Annotated in this window: 16 protein-coding genes; 6 read left to right on the top strand and 10 right to left on the bottom strand. The window is 45.2% G+C overall.

The genetic code is table 11. The annotated features are described in order from the left end of the window. Positions 1 to 81: 81 nt before the first annotated feature. From QUB51_RS11850 to QUB51_RS11825, 6 genes are all read right to left on the bottom strand, one after another. Positions 82 to 1,437 carry an ATP-binding protein gene (locus tag QUB51_RS11850; RefSeq protein WP_333056763.1) on the bottom strand — a complete coding sequence of 452 codons (1,356 nt, stop codon included), beginning with the start codon at positions 1,435 to 1,437 and terminating at the stop codon, positions 82 to 84. An 821-nt stretch (positions 1,438 to 2,258) separates the two neighbouring features. Further along, the gene (locus QUB51_RS11845) at positions 2,259 to 2,825 is read right to left on the bottom strand and encodes a hypothetical protein (protein WP_333056764.1); all 567 of its coding nucleotides are present in this window, start codon (positions 2,823 to 2,825) and stop codon (positions 2,259 to 2,261) included. A gap of 229 nt (positions 2,826 to 3,054) precedes the next feature. Further along, entirely contained in the window at positions 3,055 to 4,620 is a 1,566-nt protein-coding gene (locus tag QUB51_RS11840) for a hypothetical protein (protein ID WP_333056765.1), read from the bottom strand. 234 nt (positions 4,621 to 4,854) lie between these two features. Further along, positions 4,855 to 6,231, bottom strand: a complete 1,377-nt coding sequence (locus QUB51_RS11835) for an oligosaccharide flippase family protein (protein ID WP_333056767.1) — start codon at positions 6,229 to 6,231, stop codon at positions 4,855 to 4,857. A gap of 182 nt (positions 6,232 to 6,413) precedes the next feature. Beyond that, the gene (locus QUB51_RS11830; protein ID WP_333056768.1) at positions 6,414 to 7,202 is read right to left on the bottom strand and encodes a TIGR03943 family putative permease subunit; all 789 of its coding nucleotides are present in this window, start codon (positions 7,200 to 7,202) and stop codon (positions 6,414 to 6,416) included. 145 nt (positions 7,203 to 7,347) lie between these two features. Beyond that, positions 7,348 to 8,427 (bottom strand): permease, encoded by a 1,080-nt coding sequence (locus QUB51_RS11825; RefSeq protein WP_333056769.1) that lies wholly within the window; start codon positions 8,425 to 8,427, stop codon positions 7,348 to 7,350. A 974-nt stretch (positions 8,428 to 9,401) separates the two neighbouring features. On the opposite strand from QUB51_RS11825, the gene QUB51_RS11820 reads away from it, so the two are divergent. Beyond that, positions 9,402 to 10,841 carry an ATP-binding protein gene (locus QUB51_RS11820; RefSeq protein ID WP_333056770.1) on the top strand — a complete coding sequence of 480 codons (1,440 nt, stop codon included), beginning with the start codon at positions 9,402 to 9,404 and terminating at the stop codon, positions 10,839 to 10,841. A 108-nt stretch (positions 10,842 to 10,949) separates the two neighbouring features. Here the strand turns inward: QUB51_RS11820 and dnaN are convergent, their stop codons facing one another. The 3 genes from dnaN to dnaA all read right to left on the bottom strand — a co-directional run bounded on the left by dnaN (position 10,950) and on the right by dnaA (position 14,051). After that, positions 10,950 to 12,089 (bottom strand): DNA polymerase III subunit beta, encoded by a 1,140-nt coding sequence (gene dnaN / locus QUB51_RS11815; RefSeq protein ID WP_006632140.1) that lies wholly within the window; start codon positions 12,087 to 12,089, stop codon positions 10,950 to 10,952. A 303-nt stretch (positions 12,090 to 12,392) separates the two neighbouring features. Then, on the bottom strand, positions 12,393 to 12,581 hold the full coding sequence (locus tag QUB51_RS11810) for a hypothetical protein (protein ID WP_333056771.1): 189 nt from the start codon (positions 12,579 to 12,581) through the stop codon (positions 12,393 to 12,395). Positions 12,582 to 12,680: 99 nt separating this feature from the next. Next, positions 12,681 to 14,051 carry a chromosomal replication initiator protein DnaA gene (gene dnaA / locus QUB51_RS11805; RefSeq protein ID WP_333056772.1) on the bottom strand — a complete coding sequence of 457 codons (1,371 nt, stop codon included), beginning with the start codon at positions 14,049 to 14,051 and terminating at the stop codon, positions 12,681 to 12,683. Between the two features lie 212 nt (positions 14,052 to 14,263). Between dnaA and QUB51_RS11800 the strand changes: the two genes are divergently transcribed. The 5 genes from QUB51_RS11800 to QUB51_RS11780 all read left to right on the top strand — a co-directional run bounded on the left by QUB51_RS11800 (position 14,264) and on the right by QUB51_RS11780 (position 19,156). Beyond that, complete coding sequence (locus tag QUB51_RS11800; protein ID WP_333056773.1) at positions 14,264 to 15,505, top strand: HhoA/HhoB/HtrA family serine endopeptidase; 1,242 nt, start codon at positions 14,264 to 14,266, stop codon at positions 15,503 to 15,505. Between the two features lie 131 nt (positions 15,506 to 15,636). Continuing rightward, positions 15,637 to 16,170: a peptide deformylase gene (def, locus tag QUB51_RS11795; RefSeq protein ID WP_333056774.1), complete on the top strand. Its 534-nt coding sequence runs from the start codon at positions 15,637 to 15,639 to the stop codon at positions 16,168 to 16,170. Positions 16,171 to 16,330: 160 nt separating this feature from the next. Further along, positions 16,331 to 16,903: a TerD family protein gene (locus QUB51_RS11790; RefSeq protein WP_333056776.1), complete on the top strand. Its 573-nt coding sequence runs from the start codon at positions 16,331 to 16,333 to the stop codon at positions 16,901 to 16,903. Between the two features lie 117 nt (positions 16,904 to 17,020). Further along, positions 17,021 to 18,475, top strand: coding sequence for a TerD family protein (locus QUB51_RS11785; protein WP_333261514.1), 1,455 nt, complete (start codon positions 17,021 to 17,023; stop codon positions 18,473 to 18,475). 81 nt (positions 18,476 to 18,556) lie between these two features. After that, a complete protein-coding gene (locus QUB51_RS11780; protein ID WP_333056778.1) occupies positions 18,557 to 19,156 on the top strand; it encodes a TerD family protein in 600 nt (199 codons plus the stop codon). Positions 19,157 to 19,690: 534 nt separating this feature from the next. Here QUB51_RS11780 and lysS read toward each other — a convergent pair. Further along, positions 19,691 to 21,244, bottom strand: a complete 1,554-nt coding sequence (gene lysS, locus QUB51_RS11775; RefSeq protein ID WP_333261510.1) for a lysine--tRNA ligase — start codon at positions 21,242 to 21,244, stop codon at positions 19,691 to 19,693. Positions 21,245 to 21,578: the final 334 nt, after the last annotated feature.

Genomic DNA, 21,578 nt, shown 5'->3' with positions numbered 1-21,578 from the left:
AAATTGAAATGAGAACCTACTACTAAGCTACCCTATCATTTCACTTTTCTGAGCGAACAACCCAGAATATTCTGGAGTTGATCATGTTGTGCCAACTATAGGCAGGAGAATTTCAAATTCAGTATTCTTACCTGGTTGCGATCGCAATTTGAGTTGGCCCCCGTGCTTTTCTGTGACGATTTGATTGCAGATAGCCAGCCCCATACCGCTGCCTTTGCCTGCTGGTTTAGTGGTAAAAAAGGTGTCAAATATCTGCTGGTGATTTTCTGGGGCAATGCCGGGCCCGTTATCGGCAATGCAAATTGCCACCCGCTTGCCGAGTTCGGTTTCTATAACTTTAGTGGTAATTTCGATTTGGGGCTGCCAGTTGTCCCCGCACGGGGTGTGTATTTCTCGATCGGCTGCGTACTCTGTCAGGGCGTCTAGAGCATTAACTAACAAATTCAAAAACACCTGACTCAACTGTCCGGAGTAGCCGCTAACTAGCGGCAGTTCGCCGTAATTTTTAACCACTTCTATGCTGTTTTTAAAGCGGTTTTTCAAAATTAACAGCGTCATCTCCACGCATTCGTGAATGTCTGTCTCGGCTGGTTTTGTCTCGTCCATGTGAGAGAAGTGGTGCAGCCCGTTAACTATTTTTAGCAATTGCGAGGCTCCCAACTCCATCCCTTCTAAGGTAATCGGCAAATCTTCTTGTAAAAAATCAAATTCAATTTCCTTTTTAAGGGCATCAATTCGGGGACAGGGTGCCGAATATTCTTCTTCATAAACCGACATTAGCTGTAGCAAGTTTTCAAAATAGGACAGCAGAAAAGTTAAATTTCCCCAAATACAGTTCAGCGGATTTCTGATTTCGTGGGCGACTTCTGCTACAATCCTGCCCAAACTCGCCATTTTTTCTGTTTGGATGAGTTTGGCTTGGGTTTGTTTGTGGAGTAACTTATTTGTTAATTGGTGAATTCTTGATTGAGCGACCATTAATTGGTGTACGTCTAACAGCTTGTAGGTCTGGGGGGCTATTTCCACTACTACGGGTTCGTAAACTAATTCTGCTGACCTGTAAAGAGATTCCTGAGCCGCTTCTACTATTAATTTACTGCCTGGAACCACCAGCAAATCTTGTTTGGAAAACCTGTACAATACCTCTATCGGTCGCTTGAAAAACATTTCTAATCCGTAGCGACGGTTAATTTTTTCAAAAAATTGACGCCTGGATATTATGCCTACAAAATTACCCCGATCGGTCAAAATGACGCCGGGAAGCATGGAATTTTGTTCAAAAGCCTGGGCTACTTCTTTTGCCTGTTGAGTTAATTCAATTTGGCAGTTGTAAAGTGGCAGGTCTAGGAGAGTTGATTCTAAGGAGATGTTCCAAGTACAAATTTCAGGTATATGCAACACTGATAACTCCGAGCTAGTCTCACGCACAGCAAACATAGATGAAACCCCTGTTAAAAATTGTATTCATGAACAACTTAAGTTGCTATTAATTCATAACGGGTAATTGGTAGCGGGTAGTTGCTAATTTGTCAAATTACAACAGCACCCGATGGGAAAACCCGATCGCAGTAGCATTATCTGCTAAAGATTTTGTTTCTAAGTCAATATTAAACGATCGAAGCTTTTGTGGAACTTACGGAGTAGGCGCTTTAAACTTTTTACCATGATATACCTGCGATCGGGTGTTTTCGGAAAATTTTTAATATTTATAACTAATTATTGTGATAAATTATACCATTTTTCCAGTTATCGAAGGGAATTGGAGAACCGCGAGCGGGTTATCAGTGAATATACGGGCATCCTTCAAGGGTTCGAGGGCCCGGATTAGCCATCGTCCAAGGGGCTTGAGGCTGCAACTGTCCAGACTGGGGCCCAGGCCAAAGGAAGTTCGGCAACGGATTCGCTTTCTTCGGATGTAACTGAGATGTTGCACCATTCTCAACAAGCTTTTTATGAACAGGCTTTTCGGCCTGTTCCACAAGAAAATTCACTCTTTGACAGAACAGGCCCGAAAGCCTGTTAAGCGAGAATGGTGCAAGATGTGAGATGTAACTGAATGTAACGGATAGAAGGCTTTAGTTATCTAGGAGAGAAGGAAGAAGCAATGTTCCGCAAGGGTTTGTGGAATTAAGAACATCCTAACCGTATTGGCTGTTGCTATTCCACTCAAAAGAAATGCAACTTTAGGCAACTTCCGAACCTCGACAGTCATCAGTTTTTTGCAATCTGCAATCTCCAATCAGCAATCTCCAATTCTCTTAGGGTTCCACCTCCGGCCAGAGGCGTTCTAGCTGATACCGCCAAGCGGCAAGAGTGTTTTCGCGAGACTCTCGGCCTAGTTCCATTTCACCCATCAATCCCTCTGCGTAAAAACGGTCTAAAGTCTGAAGGGTAGTTTCCACAGACTGTCCCTGCATCTTCGCAGCTTTGATGATTTGACGGATGCGGCTTTCTATCAAACCGTCGAAAAAGTCAGACAAACCTCTCTCTTGCAAAGCCAGCAGTCTGGCGACGGCGGCTGAGAAATCGGAGGCTGCGAGTGTGGCCGGGCTGTGCTGAAATACTCCCCACAAAACGTTTTGATGTAAGGCGTAGCGAGTTTCGAGGGTGGTGTCAAAGTTAGCTTCTAGCAGTTTATCAAGAAATGGTTGAGCTTCCTGGGCATCGGCGATCGGCAGCAAAATCCGCAGCCAACTCCCGTCTTCTGAAAGGAGGACTAACAGGCGAAAATTGGGGGTTTCTACTTGCCAAGAAGTGGCAGCAGGCATCTCAACACTCTCACCAAATAAGTCTTTAAGGGTATTGCTAATTTCTTCGGGAGTCATAATGATTTTAGATTTTAGATTTTAGATTTTAGGTGTCAAAATTTGTCGTATTTACCAGTATCGCATAGTATCAACTCCATCTCTAATCTCTAATCTCAAATGGATTTAGTAAAAGTAGGATGTATACCGAGCACATTTCAACGCTTGGTGTTTAGGCGTGCACCTTACCCTATCGATATTTACCAATATCGGTCAATCTAAAATCTAAAATCTAAAATCTAAAATTGGTTTATGGTAGCCAGCGGGGGTGATAGCCGGCAAAGGGAAGTTCTTCTGGCTGTAGTTTGGCGGGAGAACCGTCTGCGGGTATTTCTACTAAGGGTAGCAGCCAGAGGCGGCTGGTGGCGATCGACTGTCCACTATCGTTGCGGGGACTGTCTGCTGCTGAGGGAGTTGCTGCTGTGACTGATTGGTCGAAAATTAATGCCAGTCCGTCGGGAGATAAACTGATTTGGGTATCTAATTGGTTGGGCAAAATCAGCAGCGGTTTGATGGTTCCTACCAAACGAGTACCCTCTTTTTTGAGGTCGATGGTGGCGATGAAAGGCTGTTCTTTGTAGCTTTCTGTTTTGAGGCGTTGGGCTAACAAACAGTAGAGACGCTGAACTTGGTTGTCTTCGTTTTTGCGGGGATCGAAATAAACAGCCATAATGCTGCCGGGAATACGCAATATTTCTTGTTCTACACCTTGGTTATCTAAGATGAAAAGCGATCGAGTAAAATCGCTGTTGTATTTAACATAGGCGGCGGCCGAGTTGTCGCGGGCCATCCCCAATACTTGTTCGTATTTTGGCAAAAATTCGACTGGATCTGCTTCGGGTTTGAGGGGGACGATCGCTAATCCTTGTTTTTGAGATATTACCATCGATATGCTATCGGGGCGAATCATAAAATCTCCGCCTTGTTCATTTTCCAATGGTCTGGGCGGCACTTTTTCTTCCACAATCCAAGGACTGAAATCGCCGGGATTGCGGCGGTTGACGCGCTGGACAACTATGATTTTTCCGTCGGCTGAGAGGTCGAATTTGAGGTTTTGGTAATCTTTGGAGTCTAAGATTTTGTCGATTCTACCGGCTGGGTATTTTGGTTGATTTCCTGAGCCTGATTGGGGGTTGAGGCCGGTGGTGACTGTGAAGAGTTCTTGATTGAGGGTGCCGCGAGTACGGGCGATAGATCGATCTGTGGCGGAGAATAAAATGCGATCGCTGTCGGGATATGGTTTAAAATCGGTGACAACTAAATCTTTGGGAGTCAGCGGTATTGGTTTCGAGTCGCTGCTGGTGAGATTGACTAGCATTAATCTGCTTTCTGTTTCGCCTTGGACACCGATGTAAGCAAAAGCTCGATCGCGGCTGCGAAAGGAACTGCTAAACGGTTGCATTAGCGTTCCTTTATTTTGGTTTTTTTCTCCGAAATACTTGTCGGTTGCTCCGGCGAGTTTTAATGTGTAGGTAACGCCGTAGGGTGCTGGATCTTTGAGGGTGTAAGCCATGCGCCTTCCAGCCCAACTAAATTTACCGGGGAGGGGGGGTTCTAGCTTTAAGTTTTCCTCGACGGTGGGCTGGTTCATCGGCCGAAAGAATGTGAGGATAAAGCCGGTATCTTCGGCGCCGATTTGTTTGTTTTCCCAGGTAAATTCTCGCACTCTGGGTGCTGTGCGATCGCCGCTCAGCAGCAGCAGCCCGATTAAGAAGCTCAGCACTAGCATGAGGATGATGGCCGTGCGGTCGATCGGCTGTTTGAATGGCCCAATAGCGAAGGGTGAAGGATTAATTTTTTTCTTAAAAATACTCACCAATCTTTCTCTCCTACTTTCTGCTGAAAATTAACTACCAAATTTTCCCTATTAAATTTTACACTTATGGGCCCATTCCTAACACTCACCCAGCCATTTTTTTACCACAGTAAATGGCTGCAACGAGTTAGTTCCCGTAACAAACCTAGTTTTTGAAACTTGTGGTGCCTCCAGGACTGAATGAAACTTAAGATATTAATTAGGTGGGACACGCTGCAGTTTCAACAGGTTTGTTTACTGAAACAGTTGATTGATGGGGATTAAATCCATCGGTGATATTTTATCTATCGGCAGATCCAAACCAAAAGCCACTCTACATGAAATTAGAGTTGCCAGCACCCCTAAAAACAGTGCTGTTAATTGAATATCCTGCCAAAAACAAGTTAGTCCTTCTTTCCACAAACCGTAGTTAGTTACTGCGTAGGTAGGAAGGTCGCCTAGAGCTACAGCAATCACGGCACCTAAATTACCTTTTAAGTGATATCCCAGCGGTATACTTATACATAGATTCACAAAAGTCAGCAGATTTCCCATAGCTTGGTACTGAGACTTTCCTACGGCTAACAGACAAGAACCCATCAGATTGTAGAGGGTGGTGTGCCAGATACCTAAAGCCAAGATAGGCATCATCCAAGATGCCGCCTCATACTCTTTCCGATACAGTGTTAAAATTAACTGATCTCCGAAGCTCACAAAAATTGCTAAACCTACGGCTAATGGTATTAGAATTAACTTGCGGTTCTTAAGTATCTTCGCGCGCAACTCCTCCCGCGGCAACTCTGCCAGCATAGAAATCGAGGGAAAAATGACCCGGCCGCTAATGGCGATGATGACTTGGCGCGGCATATCGCCGAGAGTAAAAGCGATGCCGTAAATGCCCAAGGTTGTTAAAGTAAATATTTTCCCCAGGATGAGTCTATCGGCTTGAGAACACAAGAAATACAAAGCCGTAGACAGAAATATCCATTTTCCATAAGAAAATATTTCTTTAACTGCTTCTTTATCCCAAGCAAAGCGGTTTGACTTGCCGGGAATCAAAAAATGGCTCCATACTAACTCTATTAAAGCTCCACTCAAGCCGCCTGCAACGATCGCCCAGACGCTGCGATCGAACCAGGCCCAGACAATCATTACTGTAGTAGAAAAAATCTGTTGGCCCAACTCAAAAATTACTACTTTCTTCACTGCCATTTTGCGTTCTAGGCTGGATGTGGCAGTGGATTTAAAGCCTCCTATTAAGGAATTTATACCTATTACTGGAATCAACCACTCCAGACGGGTATCTCCATAAAAACTCGCAACAGGCTGGGTAATTATAATCAAACAAATCCAAACGAAAAAGCTGCGAATGACTTGCAGTGTCCAAGCGGTGTTGAGAAATTGAGGATCTTCCCCGCGCTTATTCTGGATGATGCTTGGGCCTAGACCTATGTCTGAAAATAAGTTGATCCCTATGATGAAAACGTAGGTTAGACCTACGAGACCAAATAGTTCGGGTAAAAGCAGACGCGTCAGGATTAAGTTACTGCCAAATCGGATAATTTGACTGCTTGCATAACTGGCGATCGTCCAGGCCGCACCTTTGATAGCTAATTTTTTTTCTGCTGACATATACTCAGAATTTATTTACTAATGACGAGTGTAGTTGCTGAATTTACTTTTGGCAACTACTACAGGATGCTTTTGCAAGTTTGATCGCTGACTGTACAGTATCTTAATTTGTATACGCAGGACGGTTCTGGACTGTCGATCTCGCAATCAAGGTAAAATTTAATCTGATACTTATTCCACATCTAATAATCATAAGGGTTTTTTGGTTCAGGAATTGGTTTGAGGGAGGATGCTTGAATGGTTAATTTGCGCTTGCCTTGCAGTTCTTCTACGATCGTTTCTCCTTCTATTTCTAGCCAACTGTCTGGGGCAAAGGCGGCGCGGCTTTGACCGATCGGTAGTTTTACAGGCAACCCGATCGGATAGGCGTCTGCCGCGCAGCAGGTAATGATAAAACGCCCGAGCCACATATATTGTTCGGCTATGTTGGGGGGGTGAATTACAAATCCTTGAACTTTGACTTTTTGACCTCTGTATGTATCCGGTTCGGGGTTGAAATTTAACAGCCGCACCCATTCGACGAGCGATCGATTTTCTGGTTTGGTAGTATTGCGAAATTCTTGGGGTTGCAGTCTGGTGATGGGCAGGGCTTCGGTGAGGCCCCGTTCTAAAGCTGTCTGGCTGGTAAATGTGCGTGGCGTTATTAGTAAACCTATTAATGCGACGCTCAACATTAAGGTGCTGCCGATACTGGGGGGAAACAAAGTAACGTGTTCAACTTCTGTGATTCTGAGAGAGTTATTTGCTGTTGATGTCCGCGATTGCTTTGTGGTGCGATCGAGTTTTAAGAGTTCCCAAGTTTTTAAACCGCCAATAACTATTAAGCCGATTCCTCCTGCTAGAGTCAAGCCAAAGTAATTGGGGTGAATGAGAATGCTTAATTTGCCCGTGATCCAATATTTGAGGAGCAATATTCCCCAGGCTAAGATAGCTAGGGCATCCAGCCAGGGGCTAATTTTTTTTAAATTCATTTTTTAAGAGTGACTGGGAAGGAAGAGGGTAGAAGGAAAAGAAAAAAAACTATCCGTATATCGGTGACTTCTGTGTCGGGGAGCAAGGTAATTGAAAATAGCCCAGCGAAAATCATCGTATGAGTTGTCTGTTTGAGCTAGTTTATTAACCTAAATGCAAGTTAATAGAAAGGGTCATTAAAAAGGTTAACTGAGCTGCTAATACAATTAAGTAAACTACGGCTCTACCTTTGAAAATTGACAGCATTAAACCGATACCTTTGAGGTCAATCATCGGGCCGAAAACGAGAAAGGCTAACAGCGAACCGCTGGTAAATGTGGAAGCAAAAGACAGGGCAAAAAAGGCATCTACTGTAGAACAAATCGATACGACTGCCGCTAATAGCAGCATGGCTAGAATCGAGGAAACGGGGCCTTGGCCGAGGTTGAGAATTAGTTCGCGGGGGGCGCCAACTTGAATGATGGCTGCGATCGCACTTCCGATTACCAACACTCCTCCTAATTCGCGCAACTCCTGTACCATAGTATCTAAAAGCAGGCGCAGACGCTCTTTAGAAACGGGGTGGAACATTGAGGAAAGTTTCGAGGTTTTTTCTGTTTTGCCTGTTTGTAATGGCTTCCAGTTGTCTTGTAGCAAAGATTCGATCGGCACCACCCCCCCCGGCTGACCGAGCATAAATGTTCCCGACTGCAACAGCAGCGGAGTGTTAGCTTGGACGAGTTCTTTTTCGGAAAACTCTGGTTTTGGCAGAGGAATCGCACGGGCTACAGAGGGTTGCAGCAGAGGCCGCAAGTCTTTTTGGGCGCTGAACACCCAGCCGATAATTGTGGCTATAGACAGAGAAAATACCACCCGAAAAACTACAATTTCTGGCTGATCCCGAAATGCCGTCCAAGTAGCCCAAATTACCACGGGGTTGATGGTGGGGGCCGCCAGCAAAAAGCCGATCGCGGCTGGTGCGGGTACTCCCTGCATCAGTAACCTGCGGGCTACGGGCACGTTACCGCACTCGCACACGGGAAACAAAAAGCCGATCGAACTGCCCATCAAAGCCGCCAGCAGCGGGTTTCGCGGGATGCGCGATACGAGTTTGCGTTCGTCTACAAACCCCAGCAGCAAACCTGAAAATAAAACTCCGAGCAGCAGAAAAGGTATTGCTTCTACTAACAAGCTGAGAAACAGGGTGAAAGCATTATTTAACTGATTTGTCAGGGCGGGTTGCATCGATCACCTACTGGTAGATTGCTATTTAGCTATACGTCTTTGGTAGAACTCCTTGTAGATCATACCAAAGCATAGCACTAAGTTAAGATCCCGTTAATTTTATTTTGTCTTTTTTTTGCGGAAATTTGTAGAGCTTCTAATTTAATCAATGCTGATGCCTTGAATGATTGGGAATGGTTAAACTTGTTTTAATTTGAATGAACTTCTATTCATATCCGCCTCGTACAGCCAATCAATAATTGACCGAAATTATCCAGGATACAAGCCCCCGAATTTATCCCTGGGGTCAATGCTTCAATTCTAAAATCTAAAATCTAAAATCTAAAATCGATTGACTCTGCGAACCGTCGCCGATTTGATAGATATTTCGGGTAAAAATAATTGTTTTCACGACAAACTTCTAGGGGACGCACTGGCAGGTGTGTAGCTGGCTGAGCGTTACGGAGGGTTGCGAGTACCGGATCGGGGATATGGGATAAAATCGCCTCAAATGCCTTAGCACGGGCGAGGGCGGGACGCCCTCGCGATAGCCAGCTAAAATTCCGGGGCGTCACCCCCCGACTTACTGCTTTTAAATTGTCTGCTGACGGGCTGCATCGTGTTGGCGATCGGGCAATTCCGATTTTCTTCTATTATCAATCACTTATATTTCTCAGCCTAATATTTTATTAACAAAAGGTTAAGACAACTACCTAAGATTAATGAATAGTTAAATAGTAGAAACAAGCGTTAATACCGCTCAAGTCAGTATAAAATAAAGTCAGGTATAATTACAAGGGCGCATTTATCTCGGCGATCCTCAATCTTGCCTAATACTTTAAGTGGTAAAATTTTCCTTGGTACAGTCAGTTTTTTGTGTAATTTAAAATGCAGTTTGCCAGGGGGATGTCTGTCCACTCAGCAACTCACCTGCTGACCTTTGGTAGCTGAATGTCTGGCAAATAGAACCCCAAAAAAAGCGTGCTGATAAATTTATGTTGAATACCTCCTGCGTAGAAAGACCAGTCCAACCCCTCTCCGAGGCTGACCTAGGAGAACTTTGTTTAGACTCTACTCTCCAAGAATTGTCGCTTTACGATTTTCAGGTAGAAGCTACGGATTGGGGAATACGAATTTCTCAGATGTTAGAAGCTAATCCGCTGTTACCGGGAGTCATTGTGACCCATCAAGGTGAATTTGCCGGTATGATTTCCCGGCGGAGATTTTTAGAATTTATCAGCCGTCCTTTTGGGCGAGAATTATTTTTAAAGCGACCGGTGAGGGCTTTGTACCGCTTTGCCGAAACTGAGAGTTTAATTTTTCCCAGCAATACTTTAATCGTGGATGCAGCCAGGAAGTCGCTGTTGCGATCGAAAGAACTGCTTTACGAACCGATTGTGGTTCAAGTGTCGCCTCAAACTTATAGTTTGCTAGATGTGCACGAACTGTTAGTAGCTCAATCCAACATTCACGAACTAGCGACAAAATTGCTGAGGCAGCAAACTCAATCTCAACTAATTCAAACCGAAAAACTAGCGAGTTTGGGACAGATGGTAGCTGGAGTTGCCCACGAAATTAGAAATCCCGTCACCTGCATTAGCGGAAATATCGGGTTTTTGTCCAACTACTCGAAAGACATCATGGAGTTGCTGTCGGCTTACGAAGAGATTGTGGGTGACAGCGAAAAAATTGACAAACTCAAAAAACACATAGAATTTGATTTTTTGCAAGAAGATTGGGTGGAAATTCTCAAAAGTATGAAAGTTTCATCGCAGAGGCTGACCGAACTCGTCACCAGCCTGCACACCTTTTCTCACATGGACGAAGCCCACTTGAAGCAAGCTAACATTCACGAATGTATTGACAGTACGCTGCTAATTATGAAAAATCGTCTGAAGTACGGATTTAAAGTAGTTAAAAACTATGGGGATTTGCCTTTGGTAAAATGTTATTCGGGTCAGTTGAGCCAGGTATTTATGAATATCATCAGTAATGCGATCGACGCTTTGGAAGAGGTAAAAGCAGAAAAAGAATTTATGCCTGCGATTACTATTGAAACCGAGGTAATAGAAAGTTGTGACGGAGACTGTGTGAATTCGGAATTAATTCAAAATTATGTTAGGGGCGATAGACCAAATGCCAAACAGCTATTATCCGCCAGCCAAAACGGCGACTTATGCCCAGAATCTGCGGAAAAAAATCAAAATAACGCTTGGATAGCCATCCGAATTGCCGATAACGGGCCGGGAATTCCGCCCGAAATTCAGCGGCGGATTTTTGAGACATTTTTCACCACTAAACCGGCGGGGAAAGGTACCGGTTTGGGGTTGGCAATTACCCATCAAATTGTTACGGAAAAGCATAAAGGCAAGTTAAATTTGCATTCTACGCCCGGTACAGGTACTGAATTTGAAATTTTGTTGCCATGGATTTGAATGCCTGGGCGACTTGTCGATATCGATTTACCGCCCAAGCGGGGGCGGGTTTATTAGAGGAGCAATTTTAGGCGGAGATTGTTTGTAAAACCCGCCCCTACCAATCCGTTACGCTCGAAGCTGCACGGGCATTACCAAGAATGTAGCATTGACTCCGCCCAAAGGCTGGAAAATTACGGGGGCTAAAGCACCGTTTAATTGCAGTTGAATTTCTGGGGATTGAGCAGTTTTCAAAATGTCAATTAAGTATTTCACGTTGAAAGCAATATCGATGCTATCTCCCGAAATCTGTGCGGGCATTGACTCTTTGCCACAGCCGACATCTTTAGCATCTACAGACAAAGTAATTTCCTGATTTTCCTCGTCGATGCTGCATTTGAGAATATTGTTTTTTTGGTCTGCAAAAACGGCTATTCTTTCTACGGCTGCTAAGAACGATCGCCTTTCTAAGGTAATTTGTCGCTCAAAAGACGGTGGAATCAACTGCCGGTATGCGGGATATTGCCCTTCCAAGGTGCGGGTTGTCAGCCGCTGGTCTGCCCATTCAAACACTACTTGACCGTGTTCAAAATGCAGGGTGACAGGTTCAGTCCACTGGCGCATCACCAGCATTCTTTCTACTTCCCGCAATGCTTTAGCGGGGACTGTCACCTCAAATTCTTCTTGGGTTTCTTCGCCTTCAGCTTTTTCATTGGCAGTTTGAACTACTGCCAATCTGTGGCCGTCTGTAGCTGCAAATTCCAGGCAATCTTGCAATACCTTTAAATGCACGCCTGCAAGTACCTGTTTTGCCTCGTCGGGGCTAGTAGCAAATAAAGTTCCTTTGAGTCCTTCTATCAAGGCTTCCGGTGGCAATTTAAGGATTGTTCCGGCTTCGATTGCGGGCAATTCTGGGAATTCTTCCGGGCCCATGCCTCTAACTTGGTAGCTGCCAGAACTGCAAGTGAGATATGCTACGGTGTCTCCCGCTTCGTCTTCTAGAGTAATCTCTCCATCTGGGAGTCTCGAAACAATATCGTTGAGTAATTTAGCGGGTATGGTAAAACTGCCACCGCCAGTCACTTCTGCTGCGAAGCTGGTACGAATGCCTAAACTGAGATCGAAAGCTGTCAAGCTAACCCGCTGATTTTCCTCATCCGCGACTAAGAGCACGTTGGCTAGTACCGGATGTGTCGGGCGGGAGGGAACGGCCCGACTTACCAACGAGAGGTTGGCGTTGAGGTCACTTTGGGTGCAAACCAATTTCATTGTAGGAAGGTTAATTAACCGGATTTGAAACAGAAACAAATGGTATCACAGAAAGCCGGCGGGTCGGTTTTTCTGTGTGTAGGGCTTAAGCATGGGGCTAGAAACCGGGTTTCTAGGCAAAATTTTGCCTGTAAAAACGAGAAATCTTCCAAGAAACCGGGTTTCTGAGGTTAGTGCGCGTCGCGAATTATGTGTTTTGGGTGTGCAGGGATCGCTAGTATTTTTTAATTTATGGAATTATTTTTGTATCGATCGCCCTGTGGAAACTGTGGAAAAAAAAGCTAACTGCTTGCTGCGTGTCACTTATAGATAATAAATACCTGTGGAAAACTTGTGGAAAAACTGGTGCGGTCGATCGCCTTTTTTTGTGCAAAAGCTGTTTCGGGCGATCGAGTAAAGTTTTCCACAAACAGAGGGCAACTTTTCCACAGGTTTTTCCACAGGCAATATCGAATCCGGTGGCATCGAAAGTGTGGGTTTGTTTACGCTCACCCCGTCTGCACCGGTGCGTCGCTCAAAGATTGTGGATACTATTTAAGATTTAAGGGTGGCGACGCACCCTACGCCATGAGTGAATGTGTGAAAAGAGGTTCAAGTTTTGCGGCTGACAACGTTAATTCGATCGCTCAACTGACGCAAAGTTTGAGCCAAATTCGGGTCAGTGTTCCGCAACTGAGCAATTTTGTCGCAACTGTAAAGCACAGTCGTGTGGTCTTTGCCACCGAACACTTCGCCAACTTTCGGCAAACTCAAACCAGTATGCTGCCGAATTAAATACATCCCTATTTGACGGGCAAGACTAATTTCTCGCCGCCGGGAACTGCCTTTCAAATCTTCAACAGAAACATCAAACTCCTCAGCCACAACTGCAATTACTGCATCTGGCGTTGCCTCTACACTTTCAGTTTGCGGATTCAAAACCGGGGCGATATTTTCCACAGTCATCGGCAAACCAGTAATTGAAAGATATGCTACCGCCCGAATCAAAGCACCTTCCAATTCCCGAACGTTGGAAGTGTAACTAGAAGCAATGTATTCAATGACATCTCGCGGCAGGCGCATATTTTCATACTCAGCTTTTTTCTGCAAAATTGCCATCCGAGTTTCCAAGTCTGGCAATTGAATGTCGGCAATTAATCCCATGGAAAATCGGGAACACAAACGCTCTTGCAGGCGGGGGATTTGCTGCGGCGGACGGTCAGAAGCTAAAACTACTTGGTTCCCGGCTTCGTGCAGAGTATTAAAAGTGTGGAAAAATTCTTCTTGAGTATATTCTTTACCTTCAATAAATTGGATATCATCTATTAATAAAACATCTGCCGCCCGATAATGGTCGCGGAAAGTTTGCATACTGTCTTTGCGAATGGCGGCGATTAAATCGTTAGTAAATTTCTCAGTAGAAACGTAAAAAATCTTGGCGTTGGGGTCAATTTCCAAGCGATAATGACCGATCGCCTGCATCAAATGAGTTTTGCCCAAACCAACGCCACCGCACAAAAATAGGGGATTGAATTCTCGGCCGGGAGACTCAGCTACCGCGAGGGAGGCTGCGTGGGCCATGCGGTTGTTGGAACCGACGACAAAGCGGGAAAATAGGTATTTGGGGTTTAAATTGGCGGGTTTGGGGGGGTGAAGCGAGTGGCTTTCCGGGACATCCGCGATGGGGGAGGGCCAAATTATGGCCGAGTCGCTGCTGCCGTCTGTTTCGTTTCCCCCGGCAATTGTCAAGTAAATGTCTACGGGATAGCCGAGAATTTCTGCGACTGCATCGGCAAGGATTTCTCTGTAATATTTTTGCAACCAATTGCGAGCAAAGGGGTTGGGGGCGCTGACGATCAAACAGTTATTTTCGAGTTGTTCTGCCCTGGCAGTTTTGATCCACGTCTCAAAGCTAGGTCTGCTCAGTTGTACCTGGAGACGTTCAAGTATCTGATTCCACAGACTTTCGAGGGGAATGTCCACTGCTCACCTCTGCCGATCGGCATTCAAGATATTAATTCTACAGTCTAGAGAGTTTAGTCCTCAGATGCTAAAGTTTAAGGGAGTCTGCCGTAGCACGGGCCAGGGCCCGACGCCATCGCCCACAAATTTGGCGGCTCTGCAGTCCTGCGCCAGCTATCGGGGAGCTGCTCAGCAAATATTTAGATTTGGCAGGAAAGCCTTAAAACATGGCAATGAAGAGTTCTACTGGCAAATTTTGGAAGCAACCGGCAATTTACATATTGCTGCTGGTAACGGGAGCCGGGGCCGCCATGTTGGGCGATCGTCTGACGGTTTCTCAATTTCGTGCAAATTCTGGCGATTCTGGACAAAGGGCGCTAGAACCGAAATTGCAACTGCCTCCTAATACAAAGGATCAAGCTAGGAAAGTCTTGCCGCCGGTTCCCTTGTCGGGGGACGCGGCTAATGTGAATTTTATTGTGGCTGCGGTGGCAAAAGTTGGCCCGGCAGTGGTTCGGATCGATGCTTCGCGCCTGGTGAAACCGGGAAATAGAGGGCTGTCGCCGGAAGATTTTTTTGGGATAGAACCGAATTCGGGTGGCCGGGGCGGGATCGAACGGGGCACTGGTTCGGGTTTTGTCATCGGTGCCGACGGCCTGATTCTCACTAACGCTCACGTTGTAGAGGGAGCCGATACGGTAAATGTAACTCTCAGGGACGGCCGCAGCTTTCAGGGGCGGGTGTTGGGGGCGGATAAGGTGACGGATGTGGCTGTGGTGAAGATTGAGGCGAATAATGTACCTGTGGTGACGATCGGCAATTCGGATAAGCTGTTGTCTGGGGAATGGGCGATCGCCATTGGCAATCCTTTGGGTTTGGACAATTCCGTAACTGCGGGGATTATTAGCGCTACGGGGCGATCGAGCACTGATGTGGGCGTACCCGACAAGCGGATCGGTTTTATTCAAACAGACGCTGCAATTAATCCGGGGAATTCTGGCGGCCCGCTGCTGAATGCTTCGGGCGAAGTTATTGGCATGAATACGGCGATTATTCAAGGTGCTCAAGGACTGGGGTTTGCGATTCCCATTCAGGCGGCCCAACAGGTGGCGAAGGAACTGATTACGACGGGGAAAGTCGAACACGCTTATTTAGGCATTGAAATGGCGACGCTGAATCCAGAGGTTAAGCAGCAAATTAACAGCAATGCTACCAGCAGCCTGCGAGTTGCAGTCGATCGGGGTGTGGCTATTGTTAGCGTTGTTCCTAATTCTCCGGCAGCCGCATCCGGTTTGCGGGCTGGAGATGTGATTCAAAAAATTAATAATCAGCCGATTATTCAGTCGGAAGCTGTTCAGGAGTTCGTGCAAAATGCTAAGGTTGGCGGGCTGTTGCAAATGGAAATTAACCGTAACGGGCAAATAGTTAATTTGACTGTTAAAACGGGAAGTTTGCCGGTTCAAAAAGTTGGATAAGAAGGAAAGCACGACACGGATTAGGACACGGATACACGGATTAATTATTGAGTGAGTAAGTTAGATTTTGTTCCTCCATTCAACCGACAAAACGGTAACAACAAATAACCAATAAGGACTAACCAATAACTATGGCAGAAATCTTACAAATCTCACAATTAGGAAATCCCGTATTGCGCCGCCGATCGCAAGTTGTCGAGAATATTAAAGACGATCGCATTCAAGAGTTGATTGACAGCTTAATATTTACAGTACAGCAGGCAAACGGAGTGGGGATTGCCGCCCCTCAAGCGGCTCAGTCCGATCGCCTGTTCATCGTCGCATCTCGCCCCAACCTGCGGTATCCCCAAGCACCCAACATGGAGCCCACAGCGATGATTAATCCCCGGATTGTGGCTGCATCAACAGAGACAGTCAAAGACTGGGAAGGCTGTTTGAGCATTCCGGGGATTCGGGGATTGGTGCCGAGAAGTAGGGCGATCGAGATAGAATACACCAGTAGAGACGGCAAACTCCACCGACAAGAATTGACAGACTTTGTGGCCCGAATTTTTCAACACGAACACGACCATTTAGATGGAATCGTGTTTTTAGACAGGGTGGAAAATACCCACGAACTGATGACTGAGGATGAGTACCAGCAGCAATTTGTCAAGCTGCTCTGACCATACGGGAGCAATTCTCCAATCCAAAATCCCAAATCCAAAATCTAAAATCTAAAATCGATTGACCGAGGACGAGTACCAAAAGCAATTTGTCAAGCTGCTCTGACAGTTGGTATAATTGTTAGCAGTAATATCAGAGATGTTGCAAACAGGAGAGCAAATGTCTATCAACTTAGAAAAAGGCGGGAGAATCAATCTCTCTAAAGAAGCACCGGGGCTAAAAAATGCCGGGATTGGTTTGGGATGGGATACCAATGCTACAGACACCGGCGCAGCGTTTGACTTAGATGCTTCCGTGTTTATGTTGGGGGCTACTGGCAAAATTCCCGGCGAAAAATACTTTGTTTTCTACAACAACAAGGAGTCGCCGGACACTTCTGTAATACATCTGGGAGATAGCAGAACCGGAGAAGGATTTGGCGATGATGAAACCGTTACAGTCGATTTAACCAAAGTCGATCCGGCGGTGCAAGAAATTGTGTTTGTGGTAACTATCCACGAAGCAGAATTGAGAAGGCAAAACTTCGGTCAAGTGCGGAATGCTTTTATCAGGATTTACGACACTACTACTAACACAGAAGTAACGAAGTACGATTTGGACGAGGATTTTTCTAGGGAGACAGCGGTAGAGTTTGGCAGACTTTACAAGAAAGACGGCGAGTGGAGGTTTCAAGCTGTAGGAGAAGGCTACAATTCCGGCTTGCAAAGCTTTGTAGATAAGTATGCCGGATAAAAGGTCGTTAGCGAAGCCCTCGAAGAGGATCGCTCCTAACTAAATAAATCGAGGGGAAATTCGGAAGCAGGAATATTTCCCTCGATTTTAAGCCAGACTCATGAGGTGACAAACCAGATGGGAATTCAATTAAAGAAGGGCGAAAGATTTAATCTTTCTAAAACATCTCCAAGTTTAACAAAAGTTGCGATCGCCCTGGGATGGGAAATAGCAACTGAACTAAATTTTTCAGACTCAAACCAGCAAAGCTGCGATATCGATGCCTCGGTTTTTGCATTAGGTACGGACGGCAAAATCCCCGATGAAAGATACTTTGTATTTTACAATAACTCGCAGTCGCCGGACGGAGCGATCGCCCATTCGGGAGATAATCAAACCGGTCAAACTCAAGGGGATGACGAGACAATTGATGTAGACTTGGAAAAAGTAACGGCTGCTGTTGAGGAAATGGTTTTTGTGGTCACGATTCACGACGCACAAGCTAAACATCAAAATTTTAGCCAAATCAGAAATGCTTTTATCCGATTGTACGATCGCCAAACCGGCAGCGAACTAGCGCGCTATGATTTAACAGAAGCTTTTTCTGAAGAAACAGCAGTCGAGTTTGGACGGTTGTATAAAAAAGAGGCAGCTTGGAGATTTCAGGCCGTAGGACAAGGATATAAAGCAGGGTTGCAGAGTTTTGTTGACAAGTATCATTCAGAGATTCAACAGCCAGAAAAACCTGCACAACGTACAGTAGAACTGCCTAGATTACCAGTTATTGAAGATAGCCACAAAAGTCAGAAAGCTATAGCATTAGACAAAAAGCTTCAGGAGAAAGCGCCGCACATTTTCAATCTCGCTAAGAAAGCAGATATCTCGCTCAAGAAAGCAAATCTAACAAATCACAATGCTCAAGTAGCGCTTTGCCTTGATATTTCTGGTTCCATGTCTTCGCTATACAGTTCAGGAAAAATTCAGCGTTTGGCAGAGAAGATTTTGGCTTTGGGATGTCGGTTTGATGACAACGCAGCGATCGACATATTTCTGTTTGGAGTGAACCCACACAATCCCGGTGAAATGTCGATCGACAATTTCTCAAACTTCATCGACCATATACTGCAACAGTATCCTTTAGAAGGAGGTACTTACTACGGTAAAGTGATGAAGGAAATTAGAAACTTCTATTTTCCTGACGGTAGGGGTAGCAGGCGCTACGCAGGTATTAAAGCCGATAGACCTGTCTACGTCATGTTTGTAACTGATGGAGAAACAGCCGACGAATCGGAAAGCAAGCAGCAGCTACAATGGTCGTCCTATGAGCCGATATTTTGGCAGTTTATGGCGATCGGTAAGTCGCAGAAAGATGTCAAAAGTAAGGGAGTTCGCGGGTGGTTAGCAAGAGCAGTAGCGAGCGATTTTAGCTTTTTAGAGCAGCTTGACCAAATGGGCGATCGCTACCTAGACAACGCCGATTTCTTCAGTTTAGAAGACCCGGAACATATTGCCGATGAGGAATTATACGATTTGTTGACAGCAGAATATCCGAATTGGGTAAAATCAGCACGAATCAAAAATCTCTTACCCTAGAAACAGCTTTTGCCGACAAACAAAATGCTAGCTTAGGGCAATCATTCAACTTCACCATAAACCTTACAAAATCACAAAACTATGGCTATCAACTTAACAAAAGGACAATCAATAGTTCTCAGCAAAAGCGAATACGACTTGTCCAGACTGACAATGGGTTTGGGCTGGGATGTGGCACAAACTAAAAAAGGTCTTTTCGGCCGAAGCAGCGGTGCAAATTTTGACTTAGATTCCTACGCTATGCTGTTGGGAGAAAATGGCAAAATAAAGAACTACAAAGAGGATGTAATTTATTACTCTCATTTGGAGTCAAAGGACAAAACAGTTGTTCACTCAGGCGACAATCTCACGGGCGAGGGAGAGGGAGACGACGAACAAATAGTGGTGAAACTGAGTTCTTTGCCAGGAGAATATCACAAAATTATTTTGGGCGTAAATATTTACGATGGAAAAGAGAGAAAACAGCATTTCGGCCTGGTAGAAAATGCTTTCGTGAGAGCTGTAGATGCCGCAGGCAAAGAAATCGCTCGCTATCGCTTGTCAAATGACCCATCTTATGAAGGAAAATTAAATATGTTGATGGGAGAAGTCTATCGAGAAGGCGGCGAGTGGAAGTTTAAGGCTTTGGGAAATCCTTTGGCTGAAGATATGAACGGTGTTGTCGGTTCGTTTATGCGGTGATATCAAATCTGTTAAATTCAGGCTTGTAGGGGCGGGTTCACCCAAAATACCTGTCAATAATTGACAATCTATATAAACCCGCCCCCTCCCAGCCCGCCATCAAAATGCACATTTTCCGTAGAATTGTAGGGGCGGGTTAACCAACAATATTAGCCAATAATTGACGATATAAATAAACCCGCCCCCCTCCAACGGTAAATCGCAATGCACATTTTCTGCATAATTGTAGGGGCGGGTTAACCAACAATATTAGCCAATAATTGACGATATAAATAAACCCGCCCCCCTCCAACGGTAAATCGCAATGCACATTTTCTGCATAATTGTAGGGGCGGGTTTCACCAAAATATTAGCCAATAATTGACGATATAAATAAACCCGCCCCCCTCCAACGGTAAATCGCAATGCACATTTTTAGTATTTGATCGAAGTCAAGGTTGATGTAGGTTATTTGTCGGGTGGGGGCGGGTTTATATAGATTGTTTGTGGGAATTAAATGTTATTCGTGAACCCGCCCCTACAAAAAATTACGAATCAATCTTTGACCGGCCGCATTGTCGGGAACATCACCGCATCGCGGATGCTTTGAGTATTAGTTAAAAGCATCACCAATCTGTCTACACCGATACCCATTCCCGCACAATTAGGCATTCCCAAAGATAAAGCTTGAATAAAGTCTTCATCCATTGGATGCGCTTCATCATCGCCCGCATTTTTCTGTGCTAACTGTTCCTCAAACCGCTTTCTTTGCTCTTTCGGATCGTTCAATTCTGAGAAGCCGTTCGAGTATTCTGTACCGTTGATAAACAGCTCGAAACGTTCTACAAATCCCGGCTTGCTGCGATGTCCTTTTGCTAAGGGACTGACTTCAACAGGGTAGTCGATGATGAATGTAGGTTGAATTAGTTTGGGAACAACTAATTTGTCAAAAACTGCATACAGCACGTAGCCTAAACTCTGTTGTTCTAACTTAGACAGGTGCAATTCTAGCTTGGTTGCAGAGGATCTCGCACTTTCCAAGTCCAAACTGTCAAAATCCAGCCCAAACTCGTCTCTGACAGCTTCTACCATCGTTTTCACTTGCCAGTGTTTGCCCTTGAAACCGGGATATTTTTCGCTGTAGTCGAACTTGCGTTCTAAACTAATCGTTTCCCCCTGATTTTCAATTTCCTTGACATCCCCAAATACCGCCGCCGCTGCGAAACATATCACGTCTTCGACAACTCCTAAAATGTCGAAAACATCAGCATAAGCTTGGTAAACTTCTAAAGAGGTAAACTCAGGATTGTGGGTGCTGTCAATGCCCTCATTCCTAAATGCTTTCCCTAGTTCAAATACTCGCTCGAAACCGCCGCAAATTGCTCTTTTTAAGAATAATTCTGGAGCGACTCGCAAATACAAATCCACCTCCAAAGCATTGTGGTGAGTGATGAATGGCTTAGCAGCAGCACCGCCGTAAATAGCTTGGAGTGTTGGCGTTTCTATTTCGTAAAAATTGGCTTGCCAGAGATAGGAACGGATGCTTTGAACGATGCGGCTTCGCAGCATAAAACGGTTGAGCGCATCTTGGTTGCTTGCCAAATCCATTTCGCGGTGACGGCGGCAAACTTCGGGGTCGTTAATTCCGTAATAAGAATCGGGAAATTGAATGGTAGCTTTTGATAAAAGCTTTAATTCCCTCACTAAAATAGAAAGTTCTCCCCTGGGGGTGCGGCAGCCGATACCTTCGACGCCGACAAAATCGCCGACATCGAGCAATTTTTTAATTTGTTCAAAGCTCAAACCGACTTCGCCGGTGACGATTGCTTTCTCGATTTTGAGTTGAATTTTGTCTGTGGCGTCTTTTAAATCGATGAAACCAATTTTGCCGCTGTCTCGCTTGGAAGTGATGCGGCCAGCTAATCGCAGGGAAATTTCTTCGGGGTCACTTTGTCCGTTTTCGAGTTCTTTTCCCGGCTGACTAAATATTTCGCGAACTTGCTTGGCTGTGTGCGATCGCGCGTAGGATTCACTGGGATACGGTTCTATGCCTTGCGATCGCAGTTCGTCTACTTTTTGACTGCGGACTTCGGCTTCACTGAGAGTCATTAGTTATTGCCTGATTAAAATTACAAATATCTGACATCTTGCACTATTCTGGCGATCGTGCGATCGAGCGTTGCTCAAATCAACGCCCCACACGAAAATTCCTCTTTGTGGAACAGGCATCTTGCCTGTTCGCGATCGAGCTGCAAAATGTCAGAAACACCAAACTCTATCATAACTGGGTGGCTTTGAGAGCCAATTTGCCAAATAAATAAGTTACACCCTCTCGTACCCCGATCTCACAGATCCGCACTCGCCCCAGAAATATCTCCGATAAAAATTTACAATCGACTGCACAAAGCGACCGAAACATTAAAAAATTAAGTTGTCTGTCGAT

This window comes from Microcoleus sp. AT8-A3 (genome assembly GCF_036705675.1).
GTDB lineage: Bacteria > Cyanobacteriota > Cyanobacteriia > Cyanobacteriales > Microcoleaceae > Microcoleus.
Note: the sequence above shows the minus strand (reverse complement) of the source record. Positions and strands in the feature narration are given on the sequence as shown.